Source organism: Paraburkholderia kirstenboschensis, assembly GCF_032806925.1.
GTDB classification, from domain to species: domain Bacteria; phylum Pseudomonadota; class Gammaproteobacteria; order Burkholderiales; family Burkholderiaceae; genus Paraburkholderia; species Paraburkholderia kirstenboschensis.
Window position 1 is genome coordinate 2,115,855 of the sequence record NZ_CP136512.1, and the last position, 23,334, is coordinate 2,139,188.

At 65.7% G+C, this 23,334-nt stretch carries 12 protein-coding genes and 1 pseudogene; 4 read left to right on the plus strand and 9 right to left on the minus strand.

Translation table 11 applies throughout. The features are described from left to right. Window positions 1–3 precede the first annotated feature (3 nt). Window positions 4–717: a response regulator gene (locus tag RW095_RS18335; protein ID WP_128597479.1), complete on the plus strand. Its 714-nt coding sequence runs from the start codon at window positions 4–6 to the stop codon at window positions 715–717. Then, complete coding sequence (locus RW095_RS18340; RefSeq protein WP_317017416.1) at window positions 714–2,285, plus strand: ATP-binding protein; 1,572 nt, start codon at window positions 714–716, stop codon at window positions 2,283–2,285. Before RW095_RS18335 ends, RW095_RS18340 begins: the two co-directional genes overlap by 4 nt. Before the next feature lie 32 nt (window positions 2,286–2,317). Here RW095_RS18340 and RW095_RS18345 read toward each other — a convergent pair whose 3' ends face one another. Then, on the minus strand, window positions 2,318–2,584 hold the full coding sequence (locus RW095_RS18345) for a hypothetical protein (RefSeq protein WP_128597354.1): 267 nt from the start codon (window positions 2,582–2,584) through the stop codon (window positions 2,318–2,320). Between the two features lie 196 nt (window positions 2,585–2,780). Further along, window positions 2,781–5,450 carry a response regulator gene (locus tag RW095_RS18350; RefSeq protein WP_317017418.1) on the minus strand — a complete coding sequence of 890 codons (2,670 nt, stop codon included), beginning with the start codon at window positions 5,448–5,450 and terminating at the stop codon, window positions 2,781–2,783. A 396-nt stretch (window positions 5,451–5,846) separates the two neighbouring features. On the opposite strand from RW095_RS18350, the gene RW095_RS18355 reads away from it, so the two are divergent. Continuing rightward, window positions 5,847–7,115, plus strand: coding sequence for a DUF2252 domain-containing protein (locus tag RW095_RS18355; RefSeq protein ID WP_317017420.1), 1,269 nt, complete (start codon window positions 5,847–5,849; stop codon window positions 7,113–7,115). 80 nt (window positions 7,116–7,195) lie between these two features. On the opposite strand, the pseudogene RW095_RS18360 reads toward RW095_RS18355, so the two are convergent. The 7 genes and pseudogenes from RW095_RS18360 to bcsD all read right to left on the minus strand — a co-directional run bounded on the left by RW095_RS18360 (window position 7,196) and on the right by bcsD (window position 20,384). Then, a pseudogene (locus RW095_RS18360) lies at window positions 7,196–11,988 on the minus strand (cellulose synthase subunit BcsC-related outer membrane protein). Continuing rightward, window positions 11,979–13,172, minus strand: coding sequence for a cellulose synthase complex periplasmic endoglucanase BcsZ (gene bcsZ, locus RW095_RS18365; protein ID WP_317017421.1), 1,194 nt, complete (start codon window positions 13,170–13,172; stop codon window positions 11,979–11,981). Before bcsZ ends, RW095_RS18360 begins: the two are co-directional and overlap by 10 nt. 10 nt (window positions 13,173–13,182) lie before the next feature. Further along, window positions 13,183–15,804, minus strand: a complete 2,622-nt coding sequence (gene bcsB / locus RW095_RS18370; protein WP_317017423.1) for a cellulose biosynthesis cyclic di-GMP-binding regulatory protein BcsB — start codon at window positions 15,802–15,804, stop codon at window positions 13,183–13,185. 3 nt (window positions 15,805–15,807) lie between these two features. After that, the gene (bcsA, locus tag RW095_RS18375) at window positions 15,808–18,012 is read right to left on the minus strand and encodes a UDP-forming cellulose synthase catalytic subunit (RefSeq protein ID WP_317017424.1); all 2,205 of its coding nucleotides are present in this window, start codon (window positions 18,010–18,012) and stop codon (window positions 15,808–15,810) included. Continuing rightward, the gene (gene bcsQ / locus RW095_RS18380; protein WP_128590147.1) at window positions 18,009–18,797 is read right to left on the minus strand and encodes a cellulose biosynthesis protein BcsQ; all 789 of its coding nucleotides are present in this window, start codon (window positions 18,795–18,797) and stop codon (window positions 18,009–18,011) included. Before bcsQ ends, bcsA begins: the two co-directional genes overlap by 4 nt. After that, a complete protein-coding gene (gene bcsP, locus RW095_RS18385; RefSeq protein WP_317017426.1) occupies window positions 18,794–19,789 on the minus strand; it encodes a cellulose biosynthesis protein BcsP in 996 nt (331 codons plus the stop codon). Before bcsP ends, bcsQ begins: the two co-directional genes overlap by 4 nt. Window positions 19,790–19,928: 139 nt before the next feature. Continuing rightward, on the minus strand, window positions 19,929–20,384 hold the full coding sequence (gene bcsD, locus RW095_RS18390) for a cellulose biosynthesis protein BcsD (RefSeq protein ID WP_317017428.1): 456 nt from the start codon (window positions 20,382–20,384) through the stop codon (window positions 19,929–19,931). A gap of 605 nt (window positions 20,385–20,989) precedes the next feature. Here bcsD and RW095_RS18395 point away from each other — a divergent pair. Continuing rightward, window positions 20,990–23,323, plus strand: a complete 2,334-nt coding sequence (locus RW095_RS18395; protein ID WP_317017429.1) for a bifunctional diguanylate cyclase/phosphodiesterase — start codon at window positions 20,990–20,992, stop codon at window positions 23,321–23,323. Window positions 23,324–23,334: the final 11 nt, after the last annotated feature.

The window sequence follows — 23,334 nt, forward strand, 5'->3', positions numbered from 1 at the left end:
CGCATGGATCGCCCCGCTAAAATCATCGTGCTCGACGACGAAGTCGAACTGCGCAACATGCTGCAGCGTTTCTTGCGCGGGCAGGGCTTCGACGTCAGAGTCGCGGAGGACGGCAAGCGGCTCGACCGCTATCTCGAGCGCGAGCCGTTCGATCTGCTGGTACTCGACCTGATGATCGGCGAAGAAGACGGGCTCGCGATTTGTGCGCGTTTGCGCGAGCAGGGCCAGACGTTGCCAATTTTGATGCTGACCGCGAAGGGCGATCCGCTCGACAGGGTGCTGGGTCTCGAAACCGGCGCCGACGACTATCTCGCGAAGCCGTTTCTTCCGCGAGAACTGGTGGCGCGAATCAATGCGCTGCTGCGCCGTCAGAAGATGGCTTCGGGCGAAGTGACCGTCACGTCGCAATGCGTGCGCTTCGGCGAATTCGCGCTCGATGTCGGCAAGCAGCAACTCATGCGCGGCGGCGAGCTGCTGGAAATTCACTCGGCGCAGATGCTGCTGCTGGTTGCGCTCGCGTCGTCGCCGAACCGGCCGGTAAGTCGCGACAATCTGCTCGCACGCGCGCGAGGGCGCGATCACGATGCGCTCGATCGCAGCATCGACGTGCAGGTGCTGCGCTTGCGGCAGATCGTCGAGGACGATCCGTCCAAGCCGCGCTTCATCAAGACAGTGTGGGGCGTCGGCTACATGCTGATCGCGGACGTCGATTCATGAGGCGCTCACTGTTGCAAAGAGCGCTGCCGCGCACGCTGCTCGCGCGCAATATTGCATTGCTGATCGCGCTCGTCGTATTGAGCCAGGTGTGCTCGCTCGGCGTGCTGCTGCATTATGTGCAGCGGCCTCGCGTGGAGCGCGCGGCCGCAGTGTTCGCGACCTATGTGACGACGCTCGACAACCTGCTGCAAACCACGCCGCGCGCCGCGCGCGATGCGTTGGCCGCGCGTCTGGACGCGCATACACGGCTTCCCGGCAATGCCCTGGCGGAGCCGCCAGCGGGTCTTTTGCGCGGATACCGCAACTATCAGCGCAAGGTGTTTCTCGCGAGTCTGCGCGAGCATCTTCCGGCGGACATGGAAGCGCGCTGGCAGACGGAAGGCGGCCAACGCCTCTGGATTCGCATGCATGCGCCCGCCGATGGATCGGGCGGCGCTGCGCCGGCAACCGGTGCGTCGGCAGCCGCTGCGTCGGCAGGCGCTGCTTCTGGAGCCGCTGCGCCGGGCCCTGCTGCATCCGAGGCTGGCAGATCCGCCGCGCCGGGCCCTGCTGCATCCGGGGCTGACACGTCCGCCGCGCCGGGCCCTGCGGCGTCCGGTGCCGACACATCCGCTGCGCCGGGCCCTGCTGCATCCGGTGCCGACACATCCGCTACGCCGTACTGGATCGCGCTGCCGATTCCCGAAGACGCCCAGGGCAATGGGCTCGACGCGGCGATCCTGCTGTCGCTCGGCCTCGCCGCGCTGGCGGCGTTGACCGGCTATGCGATCCAGCTTCACCTGAACCGGCCGCTTCAGGAGTTGACGCGCGCGGCGCAGCGCCTCAGCGACGGCGACACGCCGCCGCCGCTGCCGACCAGCGGTCCTTTGGAAATTGCCGCGGTGAGCAGCGCTTTCAATCAGATGACGCACGCGTTGCAACAAGCGGAAGCGACGCGCGCGCTGATGCTGGCCGGCATCTCGCACGACATCCGAACGCCGCTCACCAAGCTACGCCTTTCGATGGCCATGGCGATGCCGGAGAGCAGCGACAGCAGTTTCGTGGTGGCGGCGGAGTCCTACCTCGACCAGATCGAAACCATCTTGCAACAGTTCATGGATTACGCAGGCAGCGGCGAGCGGGAGCCGGCCGAGCCCGGCGATCTGAACGTGCTGATCGAGCGGCTTGCCGGAGACTTCGCGGGACTCGGGCACGAGTTCGAACTGTCGCTCGCGCGCTTGCCGCTGATTCCTTATCGCCCGGTGAGCATGATGCGGCTCCTGATGAATCTGATGCAGAACGCGATCGTGTACGGCGGCAGCGGACTGGCGGTGCGTAGCTGGGCGACCGACGACGCGGTGTATGTCGCAGTCGGCGACCGCGGCAAGGGGTTATCGGCGGAAGAACTCGAACAGCTGAAGGCGCCCTTCCAACGCGGCAGGAACGCGCGAGCGCATAGCGGCGGCACCGGGCTTGGGCTCGCGATTGTCGAGCGGATCGCGCGGCTGCACGGTGGCAGGGTGGAGTTTCACGCGCGCGAGGGCGGCGGCCTGGAGGTGTGGGTGGTGGTGCCGGGCGGGGCGGGGTAGCGGGCGGCGACGAACCGCTGCCCACTCATTCATTACTTGCGTTCGAGCCACGCATCCAGTCCGACCCGAAACGCGACGCCCGCGATCACCGGCACCGTCAGCATCAGAATGATGCCGAAGTTCGGGATTGCGTCGCCGTAGGCGATCGGCTGATACAGCACCACGCCCGAGACCATCGCGAAGACGAGCACGCCGACGGCTACCATCAGAAGATTGCGCGCCGTGATGGACAGCTCTTTGCGCGTGGGCTTGGCAGGGCTTGGGCTCGCAGCGGGGGCTGGGTCGTGTTGGGCAGGCATGATAGCTCTCGTGACAAAAAGCGGCGGACGGTGAAGCGCCCATTCAACAGAAAAAGCCGGCGCGCCCGGCATCATACCAGGGCGCGTATGCGCTGCGCACTTCGCGCCGCGTGTGGCTTCATCGATATAAACCAATATATGCCGCATTCCGGCGTGCGGTGCGAAAAGCGCATGCCGGGCACAGTGGCGCTCGGCGTCACGAGGCCGCTTCGATTGGATCGAGCCACTGCGCAAGTTCGCGCCGCAATTGAGCGATGTCGAGCGGTTTGCCGAGCATCCGCGCGCCGGGGATGCTGTCGCCGATCGGCGCATGCGCGCCGTAACCGGACACCAGCAGCACTTGCACGTGCGGCTGTGCGCGCAGAACCGCGCGCGCGAGGTTGTCGCCCGACATGCCCGGCAGCGTGATGTCGGTGCACAGGATGTCGTAGCGTTGCACCGGCACGAGCGGCAGCGCTTCTTCCGCGCTCGCCACCGACGTGCAGTCGAGGCCCAGCGCGCCGAGCAGGCTGCTCAGCGCCTCGCGCGAATCGGCGTCGTCTTCGACGAGCAGCACGTGAGCCGGTGAGCGCGCCGGCGCAACTTGGGGGGCGACCCCTTGTAGAGCTTCTCGCCCGCGCGCGGCGCCGCCCGGCGTGTCGACGCCCGGCATCTCGACGCTCGACGGATCGTAAGCCACGGGCGGCACGCAGGCAGCGATCTCCCTGTCGGTCATCTTGCCGACATGTGCTGCACCGGCAACCGGCCCTGCCGAGGCGCGCAGTACGCTTCGCAGCTTGCGCGCGAGATCGTCGCGGCGGTACGGTTTCGACAGCAGCGTAATGCCGGCATCGAGCTTGCCGTGATGGACGATCTCGTCGCGCGTATAACCGGACGTGAACAAAGTCGGCACCGCGGGCGAGCGCGCCGCGGCACGGCGTGCCAGTTCGACGCTTTTTATCTTGCCCGGCATCACCACGTCGGTGAACAACAGGTCGATCGGCACGTCGCTGTGGATGAATTCGAGCGCCGCATCGCCACTCGATGCAGTAAGCACCTTGTAGCCGAGTTGCGCGAGCATTTCGACGGCGGTCAGGCGCACATCGGCATCGTCTTCGACAACGAGGATCGTTTCCCCGCCGCCCAGCGGTGTCGTGGTCTGATCGACGGTTTCGGGTGTTTCGGGCTCACAGCAGCGCGGGAAGAACAGCGACACCGTCGTGCCCTGTCCCACCTCGCTTTCAATCAGCGTATGACCGCCGCTTTGCCGGACAAAGCCGAACACCATACTGAGGCCAAGGCCCGTTCCATGACCGTTGGGCTTGGTCGTGAAGAAAGGTTCGAACGCGTGTTCAAGCACCTCTGGCTGCATGCCCGCGCCGGTATCGGTGATGGAGAACACGACATATTCGCCTGGCGACAGCTCCGCCTTGTCGCTGCAAAACGCGGCATCCAGCACACGGTTCGCGGCACGGACAGTGAGCGTGCCGTCGGCATTCATCGCGTCGCGTCCATTGATCGCGAGATTGAGCAGCGCGTTTTCGAGCTGGTTCCGGTCGGCCTGCACGTTCCACAGATCGTCGCTCAATACCGTTTTGATCGTGATGGTCTCGCCGAGCGCGCGATGCAGCATCTCGCTCATGCCCGCGAGCAGCCGGCGGGGATTGAGCACCGTCGGCGAAAGCGGCTGGCGGCGCGCGAACGCCAGTAGATGCGCGGCCAGTTTCGCGCCGCGCTTCACCGCATCGGTTGCCGCCGACAACCGGCGCAGCGTTGCGGGACTATCGCCGGCGTCGGCGGCCATCATCTGCAGATTGCCGTTGATCACTTGCAGCACGTTGTTGAAGTCGTGCGCGACGCCGCCCGTGAGGCTGCCGATCGCTTCCATCTTCTGCGCCTGGCGCAACTGTTCCTCTGCGAATGCGCGTGCGGCGACCGCATCGGCGACGCGCTGTTCGAGCGTCTCGGTCAACTGACGCAGCGACTGTTCGGCGATCTTGCGTTCGTGGATGTCGATCAGCACGGCGGGAAAACGAGTGGGCACGCCGTTATCGTCGAACTCGCACTGGCCGTTCGCTTGCACCCACACGTAGTCGCCATTTGGGCGGCGTATCCGGTACTCGGCGCGAAACGGTTTGCCGCCGGACAGCGCCTTGGTGGTTAGATGTTCGAGCAGCGACTGATCGTCCGGATGGATCATTCTGGCCGCGGCGCGGTGATCGACACCCCGAGCGGTTTCGTCCACCGACAACGAGAAAGTACGGGCGAAGCGCTCGTCGCCAGTGATCTTTTGAGTGCGGATATCGACGACGCAGGTGCCGAGCACGGCGCCGGTATTGAGCGCGAGTTGCAGGCGTTCGTTGGTCTCGTGCAGCTCCGCTTCGGCGCGTTGCCGCCAGCGCTCGGTCAACACACGCCCCGTGGTCTCGACGACGATGGCGAGTACGCCCGCGGGCGCGCCGCTGTCGTCGGCAACGGGGCTGTAGTACAAATCCATCCACACGTCTTCGGGTTTGCCTTCGCGCAGCAGCACGAGTTCCTTGTCGCGATACGACAGCGTGCCGCCGGCAAGACACGTAGTCATGACGTGACGATTGAAGTCGGCAACCTCGGGCCAGCCTGTCTCGACGGGACAGCCCAACAGATACGGATGCCGTCCGCCCGCGAAAACGGCGTAAGCGTCGTTGTAGATCATGTGGCCGGATCTGCCCCACAGCAGCACGAGCGGCACAGGCGAGGCAAGCAGCAGCTGCACGGTGGCGGTCAGGCTGCGAGGCCAGTTCGGGATCGCGCCGACCTCGGTTGCGGACCAGTCAAAATCACTGATGCGCCGCGCCATTTCGCCGCTCCAGCCAGGACAGCCGTGATCTTGTGCCGGAAATGGCATGCTGCGCTCCATAGGGGTCACATGATGAGTGGGGCCTCCAGTCTGCCGGTTCACATAGCGCGCGTAAAGGTTTCGCACGGCGCCAGCACGCTTTAGTCTCCAGCCGCTTATATGCTCTCGCAAGTTTTACCTGTGCAATGTGCGCAAGCGCATCTGGAAACGGAAAGAAGCGCCGATGCACATGCGTTGAAGAGAACTTCAGGACGTTTTTCTGGCGGCGCTTTCTATCTCGCGTGACTTATCGTTGAAGCCGCATGTGTCTTCACAGAGTGCTTCACGCCATAGGCGCGATTCCTGCTAAAGGTCGTTGCTTGCGCGCGTGACGACGCGCGCGACAAGCGCTGGCGAGGACAAGTGCCGCGCCGGCTTCGAATGTCGATAAGAGCGGACCGTACGATGCCGAAGAAGCCCGTCGCAACAAACAAGCTGTCCAGCAAGCCGCTCAACAAGCGGGCGAAGAAGCTTCCCGAAGCCGAAGCGCGCCAGCCGCTTCTGACCGCGCGCCGCAACGCGAGAATGGCGCGCTCCGCGCATGCGTATGTGCGCGGCAGCACGAACAGATTCTATGAGTGGCTCGACGGAATCGAAGGGCACGCGCTACCCGAAGGTCCCGCGGTGTGGATCTGCGGCGATTGCCATACCGGCAATCTCGGGCCCGTGGCCGATGCGCATGGCCGGGTCGAGATACAGATTCGCGATCTCGATCAGACGGTGATCGGCAATCCCGCGCACGATCTGATCCGGCTCGGGCTGTCGCTCGCGACGGCCGCGCGCGGCTCCGACCTGCCCGGTGTGACGACCGTGCAGATGATGGAGGCGCTGGCCGACGGCTATGAACGCGCCTTCGACGAAAGCGCGGGCGAGGCCGACATTCACGCGGAGAAACCGGAGGCGGTGCGCGTCGTGATGAAGGAAGCGGTGCGGCGCTCATGGCGCCATCTCGCCGAAGAGCGTATCGAGGATAGCGAGCCGACTATTCCGCTCGGTTCGCGTTTCTGGCCGCTTGCCAAAAACGAGCGGCGCGAGATCGACGAGTTCTTCAGGAAGACATCGGTTGCCACACTCGCCACTGTATTGCGGGGCGCAGGCGACGAAGCGGACGTCGAGGTGCTCGACGCCGCCTACTGGGTCAAGGGCTGCAGCTCGCTCGGACGGCTGCGTTACGCAGTGCTGCTCGACATCGACGGCGCCGCAGTGGACGGCGACGACCTGTGTCTGATCGACATCAAGGAGGCAGCGCCCGCTGCGGCGCCTCGCTATGCGGGCGCGAGAATGCCGCGCGATAACGCTGAGCGCGTGGTGGAGGGCGCGCGGCATCTGTCGCCTTTGCTCGGCGACCGGATGAAATCGGCGCGCCTTGCGGATCGCGCGGTGGTGATACGCGAGTTGCTGCCACAGGATATGAAGCTGACGATCGAGCAACTGACTCGCGACGAAGCGACGAAGGCGGCGCGTTTTCTTGCGTTGGTAGTGGGCAAGGCGCACGCGCGGCAAATGGATGTCGCCGAACGCAAGGCGTGGCTCGGCGAGTTGCGCAAGAACCGCTCGAAGACACTCGACGCACCCGGCTGGCTCTGGAAAAGCATCGTGGAACTGGTGAGCAGTCACGCCGCCGGATACCTCGAGCATTGCCGCAGATACGCAACCGGCCCCGACGCGGGCTAATGGGACCGTGGCGGCGGTGGCGGCGGTCCAGCGGACGGGCCCGCCGCGGGACCAGACGCACGACCCGGGTCCAACGTACGCTAGTTGGAGAGCGACAAATACGGCGAACTGAGCGGCGTGGGCGGGAACGGCTGCAGGCCCGTCTGCTTCGTAAAGCTGTAGCGCACGTAGACCGCGGCAAGCCACTCGCGATATTGATAAGCATTGCCGAGCGAAGCCGTTGCGCCGAACGCCAGTTGCGGCGCGAGTTGGTATTCACCCACCGCGCTCAGCGAATATGACACGCCGGTTTTGCTTTGCCCCGGGTACTGGGCGCCGCTATCGACGCTGCTGCCGATCAGCGCCGCCTCGCCCGCAGCCGCCGCTTGCAACGTGCCCGAGTTGCCGAGCGGGAAATAGTTCGACCCGTCCTGCCGGTAATGCTGCACGCCGATCGATCCCTTCAGGTCATACGTGAAGGCGCCGTTGCGGCCGGTCCATTCGATCGGCAAATTCAGGATCACGTACTGTTGCGGACTGAAGTAGCCGCCCTGGCCATACGTGAAGTACGACAGGTTCTTGTCGTAGCCCATCAGCGTCGTGTTCACACCGATGGTGAACGTCTGGTCGGCGTCCTTGAAGAGGCGCGTGTAGATGCCGCCGCCGCCCTTCCAGGCGGTATTCGTCACGACGTTGTGTCCGTCGTAGTACTGGAACGCGGCGTTCACGTACAGACCGCTGGTGCCGTCGTCCCAGGCAAGGCTCGCGAGGCCGCCGGTCGATGTAACGCCGCCCCATTCGAGGCCGGACGCAGCGTCGCGCGTGCCCGCGTAGGACAACAGACTGTCGGTCACCGCGCGCCGGGCGACGGCGAGCGAATACGAGACCTTGTCGGTGATGCCGCCGTTGTACTGCGCGCCGCCTACTATGTTCGTCTCGCGAAAGCCGATCGGCGTCACGCCGATATCGCCGCTGAGCTTGCGGCTTTCGTAGCTGACCGAAAGGCCCACGCCGCTCGCCGTCTGGCTGCCGTAGTTGTTGGCGCCCGCAACGGCCGCTGCTGCCGACGTGCTGTTCGATAGCCCCGCGCCGAAACGCGCGAGCGTCGAGACGTTGCCTGCCGCGGTGCCCGCATCGAGCGTGACGGGCGTCGCCGTCACGACGACATGGCCGTTGCCTGCCTTGATGCGGCCTTGTATCGGCGCTTCGATGTCGGTGAGCGTGGACAGACCGTCCTCGCCGCTGCGGTTGCGAAACACGATGCCGCCCGAGATCGTGCTCGCCTGCTCGCGATTGACCTGCGCCAGTTCCTCGGCCACGCCGAGCGTCTGCATATTCGCGACGTTCGGCTGCGCGTAGTTCGCGCCACTGGCGCCATTGCCGTTCATGCCAGGCTGTTGCGGGTAATACGCTTGCGCGTAGCCGCTGGGCGGCTGCGGGATGTACGGCTGTTGCTGCCCGTAATAGCCCTGATTGGCGTAAGCCTGTTGCTGCGGCGGATAGGGCGGATACGGCTGATACGCCTGCTGGCCGTAACCCTGCTGCTGCGGATACGATTGATAAGGCTGTTGCGCGTAGCCTTGCGGTTGCTGCTGTTGCGGATAGGCTTGTTGTCCGTAATACGGTTGCTGTTGGTGAGCGTAACCGGCTGCATTACGGTTGTTCTTCGACGCGCTTTGCTTATTGCTCGCGGTGCGTTTCCCGTTTTTGCCGTTAGCTGCGGCTGTTGTCGTCGAGCCATACGGCTGTGGCTGCATCGCCCCTGCGTTGGCCTGCGCTTCGCGTGCGGCGGGCGACATCGGCCAGGGCGTCGGCGCATAGCCATCGGGCGTGCCGTATTGCTGCTGCGGATACGGCGCTTGCTGCGCGTAAGCCGGGTTGTATTGCTGCGGCATCGGCTGCATCGGAGCCTGCGTCGGCATCTGCGGCTGGGCGGCCTGGCCGTTCTGGCCCGGGTAGGGCTGCAACGGCGCGCCGGACTGGCTCGAGCCGTAGCTGTCCTCGCCTAGCCGCCTGCATCGGCCCCCTGGCGAGGCGCGTTGTACGGCAGCGAGGCGGGCGCGCTGTTCGGCGTGTAGGGCTGCGCGGGCGCCGCGTAGGGGGCGACGTACGGCGCGGGCTGCGTGGGCGGCGGATAGTTCGGCACGGTCTGTGTCGGCAAGGAGGACTGCGAGTACGGAAGGGAAGCTCGCGCGGCATTCGAAGAAGCATTGAAGCCGGGCGCTGCGTTATCGGCGTCGGTCGGCGCGAGCGTCGAGGTTTTTCCCTCGAAAGGATTGGTGCCGGGCAGCGGCGTCGCGCCGATACGGCGCGTCGCCGCTTCCCAGCCGCGCGGCACGTTGCTCGCCGCGCCATTGCGCGGCGCATTCGCCATCAACGGTGTATTGGCGGCGACCAGCGAGCGTTGCAGATAGGTCGACGCGAGCGACAGCTTGCCTTCCGAGCGATACATGCGGCCGACGGTGGCAAGCACCCCCGGATCGTTGGGCGCCGCATTCAAGGCCTGAGTCGCCAGCGATTCGGCGTAGCTGAACTGCTTCGCGCCGGACGCAGCGGAAATCGCCGCCTGCAGCAGGTTCAGGTCGTCCGGCTTGCGCCGCAATGCGACGCGATAGCTTGCGAGCGCGTTGCGGTCGTCGCCGGCCGATGCATACAGGCGGCCCAGAGCAGCCTGCAGATCGGGATTGTCGGGCATCGCCGCGAGCCACGGCGCGATCACGTCGTAGGCGCTGGCAAGGTCGCCACGCTGACGCACGGCATCGCATTGTTTGATGACGATGCCGAGGTTCAGATTGCCGAAGTCCGTGCGCTGCTGCGGCGTCAATTGCATCGACGACAGGCGGCGCATCACCATGCCGAGCTCTGCTTGCTGCTGGGTGGCCGACAGAATGCCCGCGTATTGCAGCAGCAGATCGGTGTTGCCGGGTGCCGCGTTCATCGCGCCGCGCACGAGACTGAGCGCGCGGTTCGAATCGCCGGCCTGTTGGTAGGCTGCCGCGATCACGCCGATCAGTTCGGGACTGTTTCCCGCCACGGGCTCGGCGGCATGCAGGGTTGCGAGCGCCTGTTGGTTCTGACCGCTGCGCGCCATGCGCGTGGCGAGTTCGGCTTGCTGATTCACCCACAGCCGATGCTGCAACGCCGCCATCGCGTCGGTGCGCTGCGCGGCGGGAATGCGTTCGAGTTGCGCGAGACCGGCTGACCAGTCCTGTGTTTCCGCCGACAGCAGCGCGCTCGCATACAGCGCATCGGTCATGTCCGGATGCGCGGCGAGCAAGCCGTCCATCATGCTGCGTGCGTTCGCGACCGCGCCCTGGCGCACGTAGATGCGCGCGAGATCCAGACGCAGCCACGGGTCGTCGGGCGTGTTGAGCAGCGCGTCTTCGAAGAGACTGCGCGCGCTGCCCAGATCGCCGTGCGCTTCGGCCGCGCGCGCCTGTGCCGCCTGCGCTTCTCCGCGCAGACGGTTGATGCCGCCGGCCTTCGACTGCTGTTCCGTATTCAGGCGATTGGCGAACTGCAACGCTTCGTCGCCGCGGCCCTGGGCGGCCAGTGCGCCGACGAGTCCGCGAATTGCATCGGGGTTGTCTGCCTGGCGGCGCAGCGCCATCCGGTATGCCTGTTCGGCGCCGGCCGCGTCGTGGTTCGCAAGCAGCATTTCACCGAGCAGCACTTGCGCGGTGACATCTGAAGGATTCATCGCGATTGCGCGCTCGAACAGCGACTTAGCCTTCGCGAATTCGCCGTTGCTGCGCGCGCCGATCGCGTCGCTCGTGTAGGTCCAGTAGGTCGCGCTATCCAGCGCGGTTTTCCAGCGAGCCGGGTTGCCGTTGCGCGACGCGCGCTCCAGATAGTTGCGCGCTTCCGCGAAGTGCTCCTGCTTCAGCGCGGCGATGCCCATGCCGCCAAGCGCGTCGGTGTCGTTCGGGCTGGTGGCCAGCACCGACGAAAATTTCGCGCGCGCCGTGGCCGCGTCGTTGCGATCGAGCGCGGCGAAGCCCTCGGCGACGGTGCGCCCGCGTGCGTCGACGGAAGCGTTTTCCTGCGCACGCTCACGGGCCGCCTTGTCCTGCTGCACCATCGAATCGAAGCGCGCCTTGACCGCGGCGTCGTCGTTCGCGCTTTGCAAGTACGCCTGGTACAGCGCGGCGTCCGAGGGCCGCGCGTCGAGCCAAAGCAGTGCCTGCCGCCAGCTCTTTTTCGCCGCCGCGCCCACCGTGCTGTCGCCGGCGAGCTTTTGCAGCCGAGCGATACCGTCGCGGCGCGTGACGTCGCGATAGGTCAGATGCTGAGCGTAGGCGAGCGCGTAACGCGGATCGTCGGGATTGTCACGCGCGAGCTGTTCGAGCCCGCGACGCGCCTGATCCCACCCTTGCGGCGTAGCCGACAGCGCCTGGTAGTACTCGAGCTGCAACGCCGGCGTGGCGGGCTTGCCGCTCAAGGCGCGCTGATACTCCTGCACCGCGCTCGCGCTCTGGCCGCTTTGCGCGAGCCGCCGCGCGTCGTTCACGGTCTGGTCGCGCAGACTCGATTCGCCGAGCCGCCGGCCGAGTTCATCGAGGCTCGGGTAGTTCGGCGCGACCGCCTTCAGACGCGACAGATACTGCTGCGCGCCGGCGCCGTCCTTGCGGTCGGCGAGCACCATGCCCATCCCGAACAACGCGTCGGGCTGTTTCGGGTCGATGCGCAACACCTTCAGCCAGGCCTGTTCCGCGAGGTCGCCGCGCTGATGCGATTGCCAGTACTTGCCCTGATCGATCAGCACGCCCATCGGATCTTTTGATCCTTGCGCCGGCACCTGCGCCAACGCGTCGGGTGAGGCCGCCGCGAGGCAGCAGGCGAGCGGGAAGCTCAGCGCGAAACGCAATGACAACGCGAGGGCGCTCAATCGCATGCGGTCCTCCAGCTCGGCACGAGACGTCCGCTTTCGTCGAAGCGATAGCGTCCGTCGATAAAACCCGTGCCGAACAAGCCCAGCACCCTGTCGTAGTAAACAGGCTCGTGGCCAGGCAGGCTGGCGTCGAGCGCGGCCAGATGCGTGCGCGCGAGGCCGAGGCCGTGCGCGTCGCCGAGCGCCTTGAAGTACGGCGCGAGCGCGGCCCAGTAGCTGAGAGGGGCTTCGCCGCTTGCCGAGCCGTTGGTCGACGACACCTTCGCCGGCGGGAAGCCGCTTTGCTGGACCTTGGCGCGCATGCCGCCGAGCGCGGCGAGCCACGGCTTCGCAAGCGGATCGGCAGGCGACGCCATGCCCGCCCACAGATAGACGCGGATCGCGTCGTAGCTGCCGGTGTCGCCGTTTTTCGGATCGACCACGAACTGGCCGTTTTGCCACGCCGCCCAGTCGGGCGCGAAGCCTTGCGGCGCCGTGGTCTTGACGAGCTTGTAGGCGCTGTCGGCGAGCTTCGCCCACGGACCGTTCGGCACCTCGTGAGCGAGCGCGCGCAGCACGGGCAGCGGCAGGTAGCTCGGATTGAGGCGCGTCACGCCACCGCTTTTGAAGCCTTCGGGCCCCGGCAGCAGCATCGGACCGACGCCGGCCAGATTCGTCATCTCGTCACGCGCGATGCGCGCCGCGAGCGCCTGGCCGAGCTGCGTGTAGCTCGCGTCATGCCACAGGCGCCCGGCCTGCAGCAGATCGTAGGCGATCCACAAGTCGGAGTCCGACGCGGAATTCGGATCGAGCACGCCGTACGAGCCGTCCGCTTTCCTGCCCCATTGCCACGACGGCAAGCGCAGGTTTTGCGGATCGAACTGATTGCCTGCGAGGTTGGTGCGCGTCCAGTTCAGAAGCCGGTCGAACGTGGCGCGGTCGTTCGCAACGAGTGCGAAGAAGAGGCCGTACGACTGGCCTTCGGAGGTGGTCTGCTGTGTCGGCGTCGAGTAGTCGATCACGCGGCCGTCGGCCTGCACGAAGCGCTCGACGAAAGTGCGATAGCCGGCCCAGTCACCACACGCGCCGGGCGCGGCTGCATTCTGCGCGACCTTCAGCACGTTCGCGCAGGCCGCCGATGCGGCCACTCCCAGCGTCACCGAGAGCGCCAGTACCACACGTTGTTTCTTGTTGATTCGAACCCGCATGTCAGTCCTGTTAGTCCTTCAAACGGCGCGCCGCGACCGAGCGCAGCATCCGGTAGAACAGCGCCGCGATGATCAGCGCCGCGAGCACGCCGCCTAGCATCAGCAACAGCGGATGCGACGAGAGTGCCCAGCGCAGATACTCCTGCGGCGACAAATGGCCGACATAGTACGCGTCGCCGTTCGACGTGATCGTGACCGTGCGGCCGTGGATCACGGCCATCGCGCCTTGAATCTCCGGCAGCACGTCGGCGTCGAGCAGGGCGGCCGACAGATCGGCGTCCGACTGCCCGGCCGCGCTCACGAGAGCCACCGCGCTGCGGGTCTTTTTGAGCGGCGATTCGAAACCGGTGAGGAGCGCGTCGCCGTTCGAACTCACGAGCGTGAGGTCGGCGCGCGCGGGCAGGCGCTCGACGCCGCGCTCGCCGTGCCACCAGTCCTCGAGTTTGAAAACGATGTCGGACAGCTGGAAGGTGCGCGAGTCGCCGTCGCTCGAAAACGGCATGGACTTCGCCCAGCGTTGCAGCAGCGGCTGCTTGCCCGGCGCGCCGAAAATCAGCAGGTCCTTGTCCGCGTATTTGTCGACGTCGTCGGCGGTGCCCACTGTCACGCCCGCCACCGGATAGCCGGTCGATGCGCCCATGCGTCCCATCGTCAGCAGGTACAGGCTGTAGTCGCTCGAATCGGCGTCGTTCGGCAGGACCACCGCGGTTTCCGACAGATCCGCCATGCGCGTGAACGGAAAGCCGCTGTTCGCGAACGCCGCGAGATCGGGCAAGGCCATGTAGTGCGGAAACGACGACAGATCGATCGTCGAATTCGGATCGACCGCGCCGATCACGTTCTCCAGCAGACGCCCATGACATTCGCCGGTATTCGGAATGTCGTAGTAGAAGTGAAGGCGCAGTTGCGCGCGCGGGGTCAGCAGCAGCGGCGGAATATGCACGGTGCGGCGAGCCTCGGCCGTCTTGTCGGGCAGCACGCGCGCGAAGTAATGGCTCAGGTCGAATACCGAACTCGACTCGGCCGGAATCGGCAGCGCCTGCACGAAGCCGTTGTTCACGCTCACGTTCAGCGACGAGCGGTCGCGCTGCGGACGCACCGTGTAGCGGTAGCGCAGGTCGATCGGCGCGCCCTTGGTGTGCCACATGAACAGGTCGGGCGGAACGCGCAGATTCACGTGGACCGCGTCGGCGTCGTAGCCCGAGGCGGTCAGGTCGCGCGCATCGGCAAGCTCGCCGAAACGCACCGGGCGATGAGTCGGCAACCAGTTCGGCGCGTCGTATGGCGCGCGCTTCGCGAGTTCGGTGAGCCGCGTAATCGTCACGCTCTGCCCGGTCAGCGTGTTCTGTCCGATACCGAGCGCGCGCGCGGCGATCTTCAACTCGGCGTCGGTGCGTCCGAGCACCAGCAGCAGCTTGCCGCGCGCCGGCGCTTCGCGGTCGACCACGGCGACGGTCGGGCCGGAGATGGCTGGAATCGTGACGCCGGCAGGGCGTTGGTCGTCGGTGGCGAACACGACGGCGTTGCCCGACAGCGGCACGTTGTCCTGCTGCGCCGGGAACAGCGCGCCGCGATAGCCGGCGAGCGCGCCGAACCACGAGGCCACGATGCCGCCTGCCTCGAGCGTGCCGGCTGTCGGCTTCTGCGGAAACACGAACGGCAGTTCGAGGCGCCGCACGTCGCGTCGGTCGAAGAACGGCTGCGGCAAGGCCGCGAGATCCGGCTTGCTGGCGAGCGACACATACGTCAGATCGAGCGAGCTCGCATTGCTGACGGTGGCCCACAGCGACGAGTTCGCCGGGTCCTCGCAACTCGCCGTGTAATGCCCGATCAACTGCACGTTCAGATGATTGAATTCGGTGACGAAGCGCGGATCGAGCGACACGTCGCGCGCGACCAGCATGCCGGCCTGATCGCGCGGCACGGGCAGCGTTGCGGCGACCTCGCCGTTCACCAGCACCTTCAGTTGCGAGATGTTAGGCAGCAGGGCGGGCGAGTAGCTGTAGATCAGATGCAGGATCGCGCCCGTCACCACCTCGTCGCCGCGCACCGAAAACGCGACGCCGTTCTGGCCGTCGGTGCCGCGCAATTGCAGCGGATCGAGCGCGCCCAGGTCGGCGAACGTGAGCGTCTGGCGACGGCCGCCCGGCACCAGCGTGCCCGGTTCGGCGGTGGTCGGCGTCTTGACGCCCAGCGCTTTTACCGCCGACGCGGCGAGCGCCGGCGTGGGCGTGGCCAACGGCGCTTGCGCGATCATCGTCGGATCGTAGGGCACGGCGGGGCTCGGCGCGGGGCCGTTGCCTGTGCCGGTGGCCGCATGTGCGGCCATGTTCGTAGCCGCGGTTGCGGCCGGCGTTGTCTGCGGTCGCGGCGCGGCTTGCGTGCGTGGCGCGGCGGTGTCGGCTGAGTCGCTCTTTCCGACGGTGCCCGACGCCGCAGCGGCTGCTTCGGCCACCGACGCGAACGGCGCTGCCAGCGCGGTCTGCAACGCGAGCCAGCACGCGACGCCGCGCGTCAGCCGTGAAGAGCGAGGGCGTTGCGCCTTGCGGGGCTGCAAGTCTGTGTCTCTGTGCGTCTCGTTGCGCTCGTGATTCGAGCGTTCGATGCTTCCCTTCGCCATCCTGTTGCGCATAGATCAGTCTTTGGTTTTTAGCTTCTTGACGTCCACCGGACGGCTTTTCATCGAGCTTCGCAGGTCGTTGTAGAGATGCTCGAAGAGGCCTGCGATGCCGCGCACGCCCACCGTCAGCACGTGCGAGAGGCCGCGCAGCGGCGTGTCCTGCTGGCGCCCTTCGGCCCAGCCGGTCCAGGCGTCGGCGCGTGCGAACGTGGTCTTGACGAATTCGTATTCCTGCTCGCGCGTCATCGCGGAAAAGCGCAGGCCGACCCGGCCCGGCGCCGTGAACCCGACAGTCGCGGGGAACGCGTATTCCTCGTCGCCGCGAAAGAGCGACACGGTGACGCGCTCGTGCATCGGCACCTGAATGGCGGCGGGTAGCGCGACGCCCACGCCGCCTTCCGAGTAGTCGATGGTTTTGCACGCGAGCGTGCGGCCCGTCGAGAACTTGAGCATCACGGGCATTTCCATCGCCACGCGGTGCACCGCGCGAATCTGCCGGCGCTCGCTTGCGGCAGCGACGCTCGCGCCGAGAATCAGCATGTTGTACGTGGTCCAGCCGAGGTTCAGCACGGTGGTCTGCACGACGCTGCGCGTATGCCAGTTCAGATAGATATGCACGACGCCCACGCAGAAACCGATCAGGTTCAGCAACAGCAGGAACAGATACGGCCGCGAGATCGCCCAGTCGAAATAGTTCTTCTCGATCTGCCCGCCCTTGGCCGTTACGTTGAACTTGCCGAGCTTCGGGTTGATGAGCGCGAGCAAGGTAGGCGCGGTGATATACGACGCCAGCACCGATTCATATACCTCGGCCCAGAACGAATGTCGGAACGAGCGCTGCATGCGCGAATTGGTGATGCTCGCGTGCATCATGTGCGGCAGCGCGTAGATGGCGATGGTGCTCGCGGCGGCTTCGATCACATGCGCGCCGAAGAACAGATACGACAGCGGCGCTGTAAGGAACACGAGACGCGGGATGCCGTAGAAGAAGTGCATCATCGCGTTCAGATAGCAAAGCCGCTGGCCGAACTTCAAGCCCTTGCCGGTGAGCGGATTATCGATCCGGAAGATTTGCGTCATGCCGCGCGCCCGGCGAATCCGCTGGCCGATGTGGCCCGACAGGCTCTCGGTCGCGAGCCCCGCGGCTTGCGGAATCGCCAGATACGCTGTGGCGTAGCCGAGACGGTGCAGCTTCAGCGCGGTGTGAGCGTCTTCAGTGACGGTCTCTACTGCAATGCCGCCGATCTCCTCGACCATTGTCCGGCGCAGCAGTGCGCACGAACCGCAGAAGAAGGTTGCGTTCCACAGGTCGTTGCCGTCCTGCACGAGCCCATAGAACAGTTCGCCTTCGTTCGGCACTTTGCGGAACGTGCCGAGATTGCGCTCGAACGGGTCGGCGGAGAAAAAGTGGTGCGGCGTTTGCAGCATCGACAGCAGCTTGTCGCGCAGGAACCAGCCAAGGCCGATCTGCAGGAACGAGCGCGTCGGAATGTGATCGCAATCGAAAATGGCGAGGTATTCGCCCTTGGTGATCTTCAGCGCTTCGTTGATGTTGCCGGCCTTCGCGTGACGGTTGTGCGTGCGGATCGTCCAGTTGACGCCGACTTCTTCGCAGAACGCCTTGAACTCGGGACGGCGGCCGTCGTCGAGCACATGGATCGACAGCTTCTCGGCCGGATAGTCGAGTGCGAGCGCCGCGTAGATGGTCGGCTTGACCACTGAAAGCGGCTCGTTATAAGTGGGAATGAAGACGTCGACGGTCGGCCAATCGCTGCGCGAGGCGGGCAGCGGCATCGGCTTGCGCTTGAGCGGCCACGCGGTCTGAAAGTAGCCGAGCAGCAGCACGAGCGTCGAATAGACTTCCGCCGACACGAGCAGCAGACCCCACGCGGCGTCGAGAGGATGCTCCCAGTAAGTCGTCGACGTTAGCCGCCAGTACATATAGCGGCCCGAGGTGACCACTGAGAGCATGATCATCACCATCGTCGCGTAACGGCCTTGCAGGCGGCGGAACAGCAGCGCGGTGACGAAGCAGCAGGTGGCGAACGTCAGTTGCTCGTAGAAAGCGAGCGGCACCGTGAAAACGAAGTACAGCATCACGAGCGCGAACAGCGTGACGAGACCGGTGACGATGCGGCTATTCCAGAAGCGCGCGTCGACAAAGCGTTCGAACCGCGACGGTTCGCTCGCTTCAATGCCCTCGGGGTGAGTCGTGCTCATGCAACATTCCTTGGCGACACAGCGATCGCGTCGACCGCCGACATCAGCCACGTGCCGCACGCGCGAAAGTCGGCGGCGGCCTGGCTAAGCGGATCGTAGTGAATGAGCGTGGTGTCGCAGGCGAGTGCTTCGCTCACGCCTTCGTCGAGATGGATCACGCCGGGAAAGAGCTTCTCGCCGAGCATCTGACGCAGAACCTTGAGTACGTCTTTGGTCAACTGGCGTGACTGGTCGATCTGATTCACCACGTAGCCCACGCCGCCGAACTCGGCGCGCGGTGCCGCGTACGTGTCGATCAGCCGCTCCATTTGCGGAATCGCCGCGTAAGAAGCGGCGTCGGCCAGCACCACGTTCAGCGCGAAGGTGGCCGCGCACAAGGCGGCGCGCACATACGCGGACGAACCCGGCGGCGTGTCGACGACCACGACGTCGGATGCTTCGAGCCTCAAGGTCCGCAGCGCGTGCGCGAGCCACAGCGGGTCCTGGTCGACGTGCGCCTCGAAGCGGCGGCGGTCGTCCTCCAGTACCGCGCCGTAGGGCAGCACGGTGACGCCGTCGACGCCGTCGAACATGACCGACTGCCATGCGTCGCCGGTCAACGTGGCGCGCGAGATGCCGTCGATGCTGTCGAGCGGCACGCCGAAGTGCAGGCGCAGCGCGTTCTGCGGATCGAGGTCGAGCGCGATCACGCGACGGCCGCTCGCGGCCAGCACTGAAGCGAGGTTCGCGGCGAGGGTCGTCTTGCCGACCCCGCCCTTGGCGGACACTACCGCAATGACTTTCATGAGCGACGCGGGCCGTTGACGAGCCACGAGTTGGGCTCGGCGGGTTCGGCGGCGCCCGCGGACGCCGTGGCTGCGCGCGGCGTGCCGCGCAGGCGGTCGAACAGCGATTGCAGCGGGACGGCTTGCGTAACGGGCGTGGCCGGGCGGCGCGGCGCGGCTTCCGCTTGCGAGGCAAACAGTTTGCCGAGGATCGACGCCGGTTGTTGGGCCGCCATGGACGCTGGCGTAGACATGCCGGGCTGCGTGCGAGCCGAGGCGGACGCGGGCGTGACCTGTTGCGTGCGGGTGGCGCCTGGATCGGCACGAGCAGGCGCCGGCGCTTGTGCCCATGCCGGAGCGGTGGCGGACGTTCGCGCCGCTGCTGCGGGCGGATTGCTAGCAGCAATGGCCGGCGCGCTGCTAACAACTGGGGCAATCGGCGGCACGGCGGAAATGGGCACAAGCGGCGCGACAGATGCGATCCTGGCCGGAGGGACGACAGCGGCCACCGGGTCGGCATGTCCCGTTGCCGGTGAAACCGGGGACGAAGCCGACGACGCAGCCGACGACGAAACCACCACCGACGCGGCATCAGCCGCCTTCGAAGCCGGCGCCTTCGCAAGCTCGCTATTCGTTTCAGGCGCACCGAAGCGCGATGCGCCGCGCGGCGCGTCCGGCGCTGTCGCAGCCGCGGCAACTGGTGGAATGTCGCGCCGATGCGAGCGCGTGAAAAGCGGTGCCTTTGCGCGCGTGACCGAGGCCGCGTCTTTCGGCGCGGCCTGGTCCTGACGCTCGATGGCGAGCGCGGCGGCCTTATCGGCCACCGGTTGGGGCCGAGCTTCCCCGCGTTGCCCGATGGGGGGAATCAGCGGCTGTCTGAGATCGAGCGTCACTAGCAACGGCCAGCGCGTGCGCGCCGAATGCGCCTCGTTCTCGCGGCCGATCTCCTGGTACGCGCTGGCGTCGCCGCCGAAGTGATCGAATAATTTTTCGATGTCGCTTGATGAACTCATGTTGCCGCCATTCTTTTAGTGCTTTACGTTGCCCGGTCGTCGCTTCCGGTCGCGGCGCAAAACCAGTGCCCAACCTGACTGCATGTTGCCGATCGCGCACCGGTGCTGCGCGCAGATCGTCCGTGGCCTGTTATGGCATTCACGCGGCATGACGGCCGAGACGGAACTCGAGCGCCGTGTCGTGTGAATACTCGCTGGTTTGCGCGACCGACAAGCCCTGCGCGCCAAGCGCGCTCAACCAGGTCTGGTACGCGCCTTCCAGGAATGCCGGGGTCCAGGCGAGCGCGTCGTTGCCGAACGCCGGCAGCGGCGCGCAATAGTGAACGATGCGCAACGAGTCGGATTCGTCGGCGAGTTCGACATATCCCCAATCGATTTCCTGCCAACGCTCGTTCAGCGTCCGCGCGAGGTCGGTAGTCGAGTCGCAAGCGGGCAGCGGATGGGCCGCGGCAAAACGGCTGCCCACGCGGTGCATCAGTTGACGCAATTCATCGCGGCCGATCTGCGCCTCGAACTCCGAGGCCAAGGCGCAAAGCATGCCCCGCCATTGCGGTGACATCTGGCGTTCGAGCAGGTAATCGAGGATTGGAACCATGTTTTCTGGAAAATGGACGTCGATGCCGACTGGCTAAAAAAGGCTAAGAAAGACCGCGACGACCGGGGTGCAGGGACAGTGCTCGCGCAACTCGCGCGGGGCCGCATAGGTTAGTTTTACCGCATTGACCAGGCGCTTCCGCACACTTTGAAGCAGTCTACTTAAGACATTAACTTTTAGCCACTTTCGGTCACCTGTCCGATAGTTGCGAACCGGTTGCTGCATACGGAAGGACCACGAAGCATTCCGCATTCTTCCGGCGATGCGTGGCATGCAAATTACTGTTCAATCGCAACTTCCTGGCCGTGTTAACGGCCGCTTCGTTCCCTGGATTGAGGCTCTGGTTCCATCCTTTTTCTGCCGCCGTGCGCTTTGCACATACCAACTATTTCGCGTCGGAATTAATTTCCGAGGCTGCGGTATGATCGCCGGGGTCCGACGCATCGGGAGCGAAGCGGGGTGCGGCTCAATCGCCGCGTTGCACTCAGTCTGCGGGCGCCGACTGTGTATTTATTTCCAGATATTTTTCGAAAGGCTCAACATTCGTCAGAGGTTTGCCGATATACATGGATAGAGTGACCGGACCCGCCCTGTAGCCAATCCTTATGCTCCTTACTTCGCCGCCGCACTCATCCGATGCCAGTCTGCGCGAGCGCTTTCACCGGCGCTCGCTCGAACATCAGCGTCCGCTGTCGACCGTGACAATGGCGTTCACCGTCGTTGCGTTCCTCTCTCTGGTGGCGGCGCGCGGGTTCATCGGCGGACCGGCGGCGCCGCTTGCGTACCGCCTTGGTTGGGCACTCGTGCTGGCTTTGCTGGTGCTGGCCATCCCGCGGGCGAAGTCGACGTGCACCTTCGGTGCAATCGGCGTGGCATTCTCGCTCGCGCTCATTGGCGGACTGGCGCTGAACGTTGCGGGCTTGCAACAGCCGCTGCTGTGGACGCTGCCGGCAATGGTCGTGATACCGGTTTGCGCCGCGCCGCTCTGGCTCACGCCAACGCATTTTTTCGTCGGCAGCGCGCTCTTCTATGCGACGGCAATCGCACTGCTGCCCGGCGCGCCGCGCACGGCCGACGTCGACATCGTGATGTGGATGTGGATCGCGGCGATCGGCATGCCGACCTCGGTCGTGTTTCATTTCGGCTTCTACCGGTTCCGGCGCAATCACTTCCTGCTCGAAGACCAGTTGGCTCAACTGGCGGCCACCGATCCACTGACCGGTCTGCAAAACCGCCGCGCGTTCGTCGCCCAGGCGGAGCAGCGCCTCGCCGACGTGGCGCAGGGCGGGGAAGTCAGCGCGATCTTTCTGGACATCGACAACTTCAAGTCGCTGAACGACCGGTTCGGTCATGGGGTGGGCGATCTTGCGTTGCGCCAGGTCGCGCGGGTGCTGCTCGACGGAACCGCGGGCACCGACAGCGTGAGCCGGATCGGCGGCGAGGAATTCGCCATATTGCTGTGCGAGGACCTTGCCGGCGCGCTGCGCCTTGCCGAGCGGCTGCGCGGCGCGATTGCCGCGATCGAGCGCCCGGACGGCAATCTGACTGCAAGCTTCGGTGTGGCCGAGCACCGCAGCGGCGAAAGCATCATGGTGCTGCTCGACCGCGCCGATGAAGCGTTGCTGCGCGCCAAGCATTCGGGCCGGAACCGCGTGTGCTCGGAGCGTCCGCTGCCGGACGCACCGCTGCAATCGCTGATCGAGGACGCCTGCGGGGCGGCGGGCTCGGCCGGCTCACGGCATAGATGGGAAGACTATTACCTTACCTCGTATTTTCAGCCGCTTTTCAGCTTGTCGCATCAGAAGCAGGTCGGCTTCGAGGCGCTGCTGCGCGGCGAGCTGGACGACGGCGCGCTGCTGCCGCCCGCGGTGCTGTTCGCGCCCAAGCCGTCCAACGACGAAGGCGTGCTCGACCGCGCGAGCCACGCGGTGCACCTTGCCAACGCGCGCGCGTCGCTGCCCGCCGACGGCTGGCTGTTCCTCAACATTCTGCCGGCCACGTTCGTCGCCGACGGCTATGCGGATGAACTCGCCGCCATCGTGCGAAGGGTGGGGCTCGCGCCGCAACAGGTGATTCTCGAGATTCTCGAGTCGCACGGCGGCAGTGTCGGCGAGATGTCGCGTGCGGCGGCGTTGTACCGCGAACACGGTTTCCTGATTGCCGTCGACGATTTTGGGGCCGGCCAGTCGAACCTCGACCGGCTGCTGCGCATCCGTCCGGATATCGTCAAGCTCGACGGCGAACTGATACGCGCGACGGGGCACGGCACCGAACAGCCGATCTTGCCCAAGCTCGTGTCGCTGTTGCATCAGGCCGGCATGCTGGTGGTGGTGGAAGGCGTGGAAACGACCGAGGAGCTGATTCTCGCCGTCGAGTCGAACGTGGACTTCGCGCAGGGCTATCTGCTTGGGCGGCCGGCAGCGCAGATCGCGTCGCCTGGCTCCGTGCATCTGCGAATCGACGATGCCTTCGACGTGATCGCGCAGGGCCGCGCGCATCAGCATGCGTTGTTCGAATCCGTGGTCGAGCCGTACCGCGTGGCGTTGCGCGAGGCCGCGGACGCGTTGCGTGCCGGCGTGACCATGGATCGCGCGTTCTCTTGTCTGGCGACGTTCGAGCGTTGCGTGAGCTGCTTTATTCTCGACGCTTCCGGACGCCAGCTCGGTCCCGAAGTGCCGGGCCCGGCGTGGAGCATGGAAGGTGCTTCGCTGCATCCGGTGGCGAATCCGCGCGACGCGCGCTGGGATCATCGGCCGTACTATCGCAATGCAGTGCTGTTGCCGGGCGTCGCGATCGCCAGTAATCCGTATCTTTCGCTGGCGAGCGGTAGGCCGTGCATCGCGGTGACGCTCGCTGCACAGTTCGCGGACGAGCGTTCGGTGATCGGCGTCGAACTGGACTGGTCGGCGCAAGGGTTGCCGTGGCCCGCGAGGGATTGACGGAACTCAAT

Bases quoted from the DNA above. Each gene is read 5' to 3' on its own strand.
- bcsP (WP_317017426.1), bottom strand. From the start codon at position 19,789: ATGAGTTCATCAAGCGACATCGAAAAATTATTCGATCACTTCGGCGGC.
- bcsA (WP_317017424.1), bottom strand. From the start codon at position 18,012: ATGAGCACGACTCACCCCGAGGGCATTGAAGCGAGCGAACCGTCGCGG.
- RW095_RS18335 (WP_128597479.1), top strand. From the start codon at position 4: ATGGATCGCCCCGCTAAAATCATCGTGCTCGACGACGAAGTCGAACTG.
- RW095_RS18345 (WP_128597354.1), bottom strand. From the start codon at position 2,584: ATGCCTGCCCAACACGACCCAGCCCCCGCTGCGAGCCCAAGCCCTGCC.
- RW095_RS18355 (WP_317017420.1), top strand. From the start codon at position 5,847: ATGCCGAAGAAGCCCGTCGCAACAAACAAGCTGTCCAGCAAGCCGCTC.
- bcsD (WP_317017428.1), bottom strand. From the start codon at position 20,384: ATGGTTCCAATCCTCGATTACCTGCTCGAACGCCAGATGTCACCGCAA.
- bcsQ (WP_128590147.1), bottom strand. From the start codon at position 18,797: ATGAAAGTCATTGCGGTAGTGTCCGCCAAGGGCGGGGTCGGCAAGACG.
- RW095_RS18395 (WP_317017429.1), top strand. From the start codon at position 20,990: ATGCTCCTTACTTCGCCGCCGCACTCATCCGATGCCAGTCTGCGCGAG.
- bcsZ (WP_317017421.1), bottom strand. From the start codon at position 13,172: ATGCGGGTTCGAATCAACAAGAAACAACGTGTGGTACTGGCGCTCTCG.
- RW095_RS18350 (WP_317017418.1), bottom strand. From the start codon at position 5,450: ATGCCATTTCCGGCACAAGATCACGGCTGTCCTGGCTGGAGCGGCGAA.
- RW095_RS18340 (WP_317017416.1), top strand. From the start codon at position 714: ATGAGGCGCTCACTGTTGCAAAGAGCGCTGCCGCGCACGCTGCTCGCG.
- bcsB (WP_317017423.1), bottom strand. From the start codon at position 15,804: ATGCGCAACAGGATGGCGAAGGGAAGCATCGAACGCTCGAATCACGAG.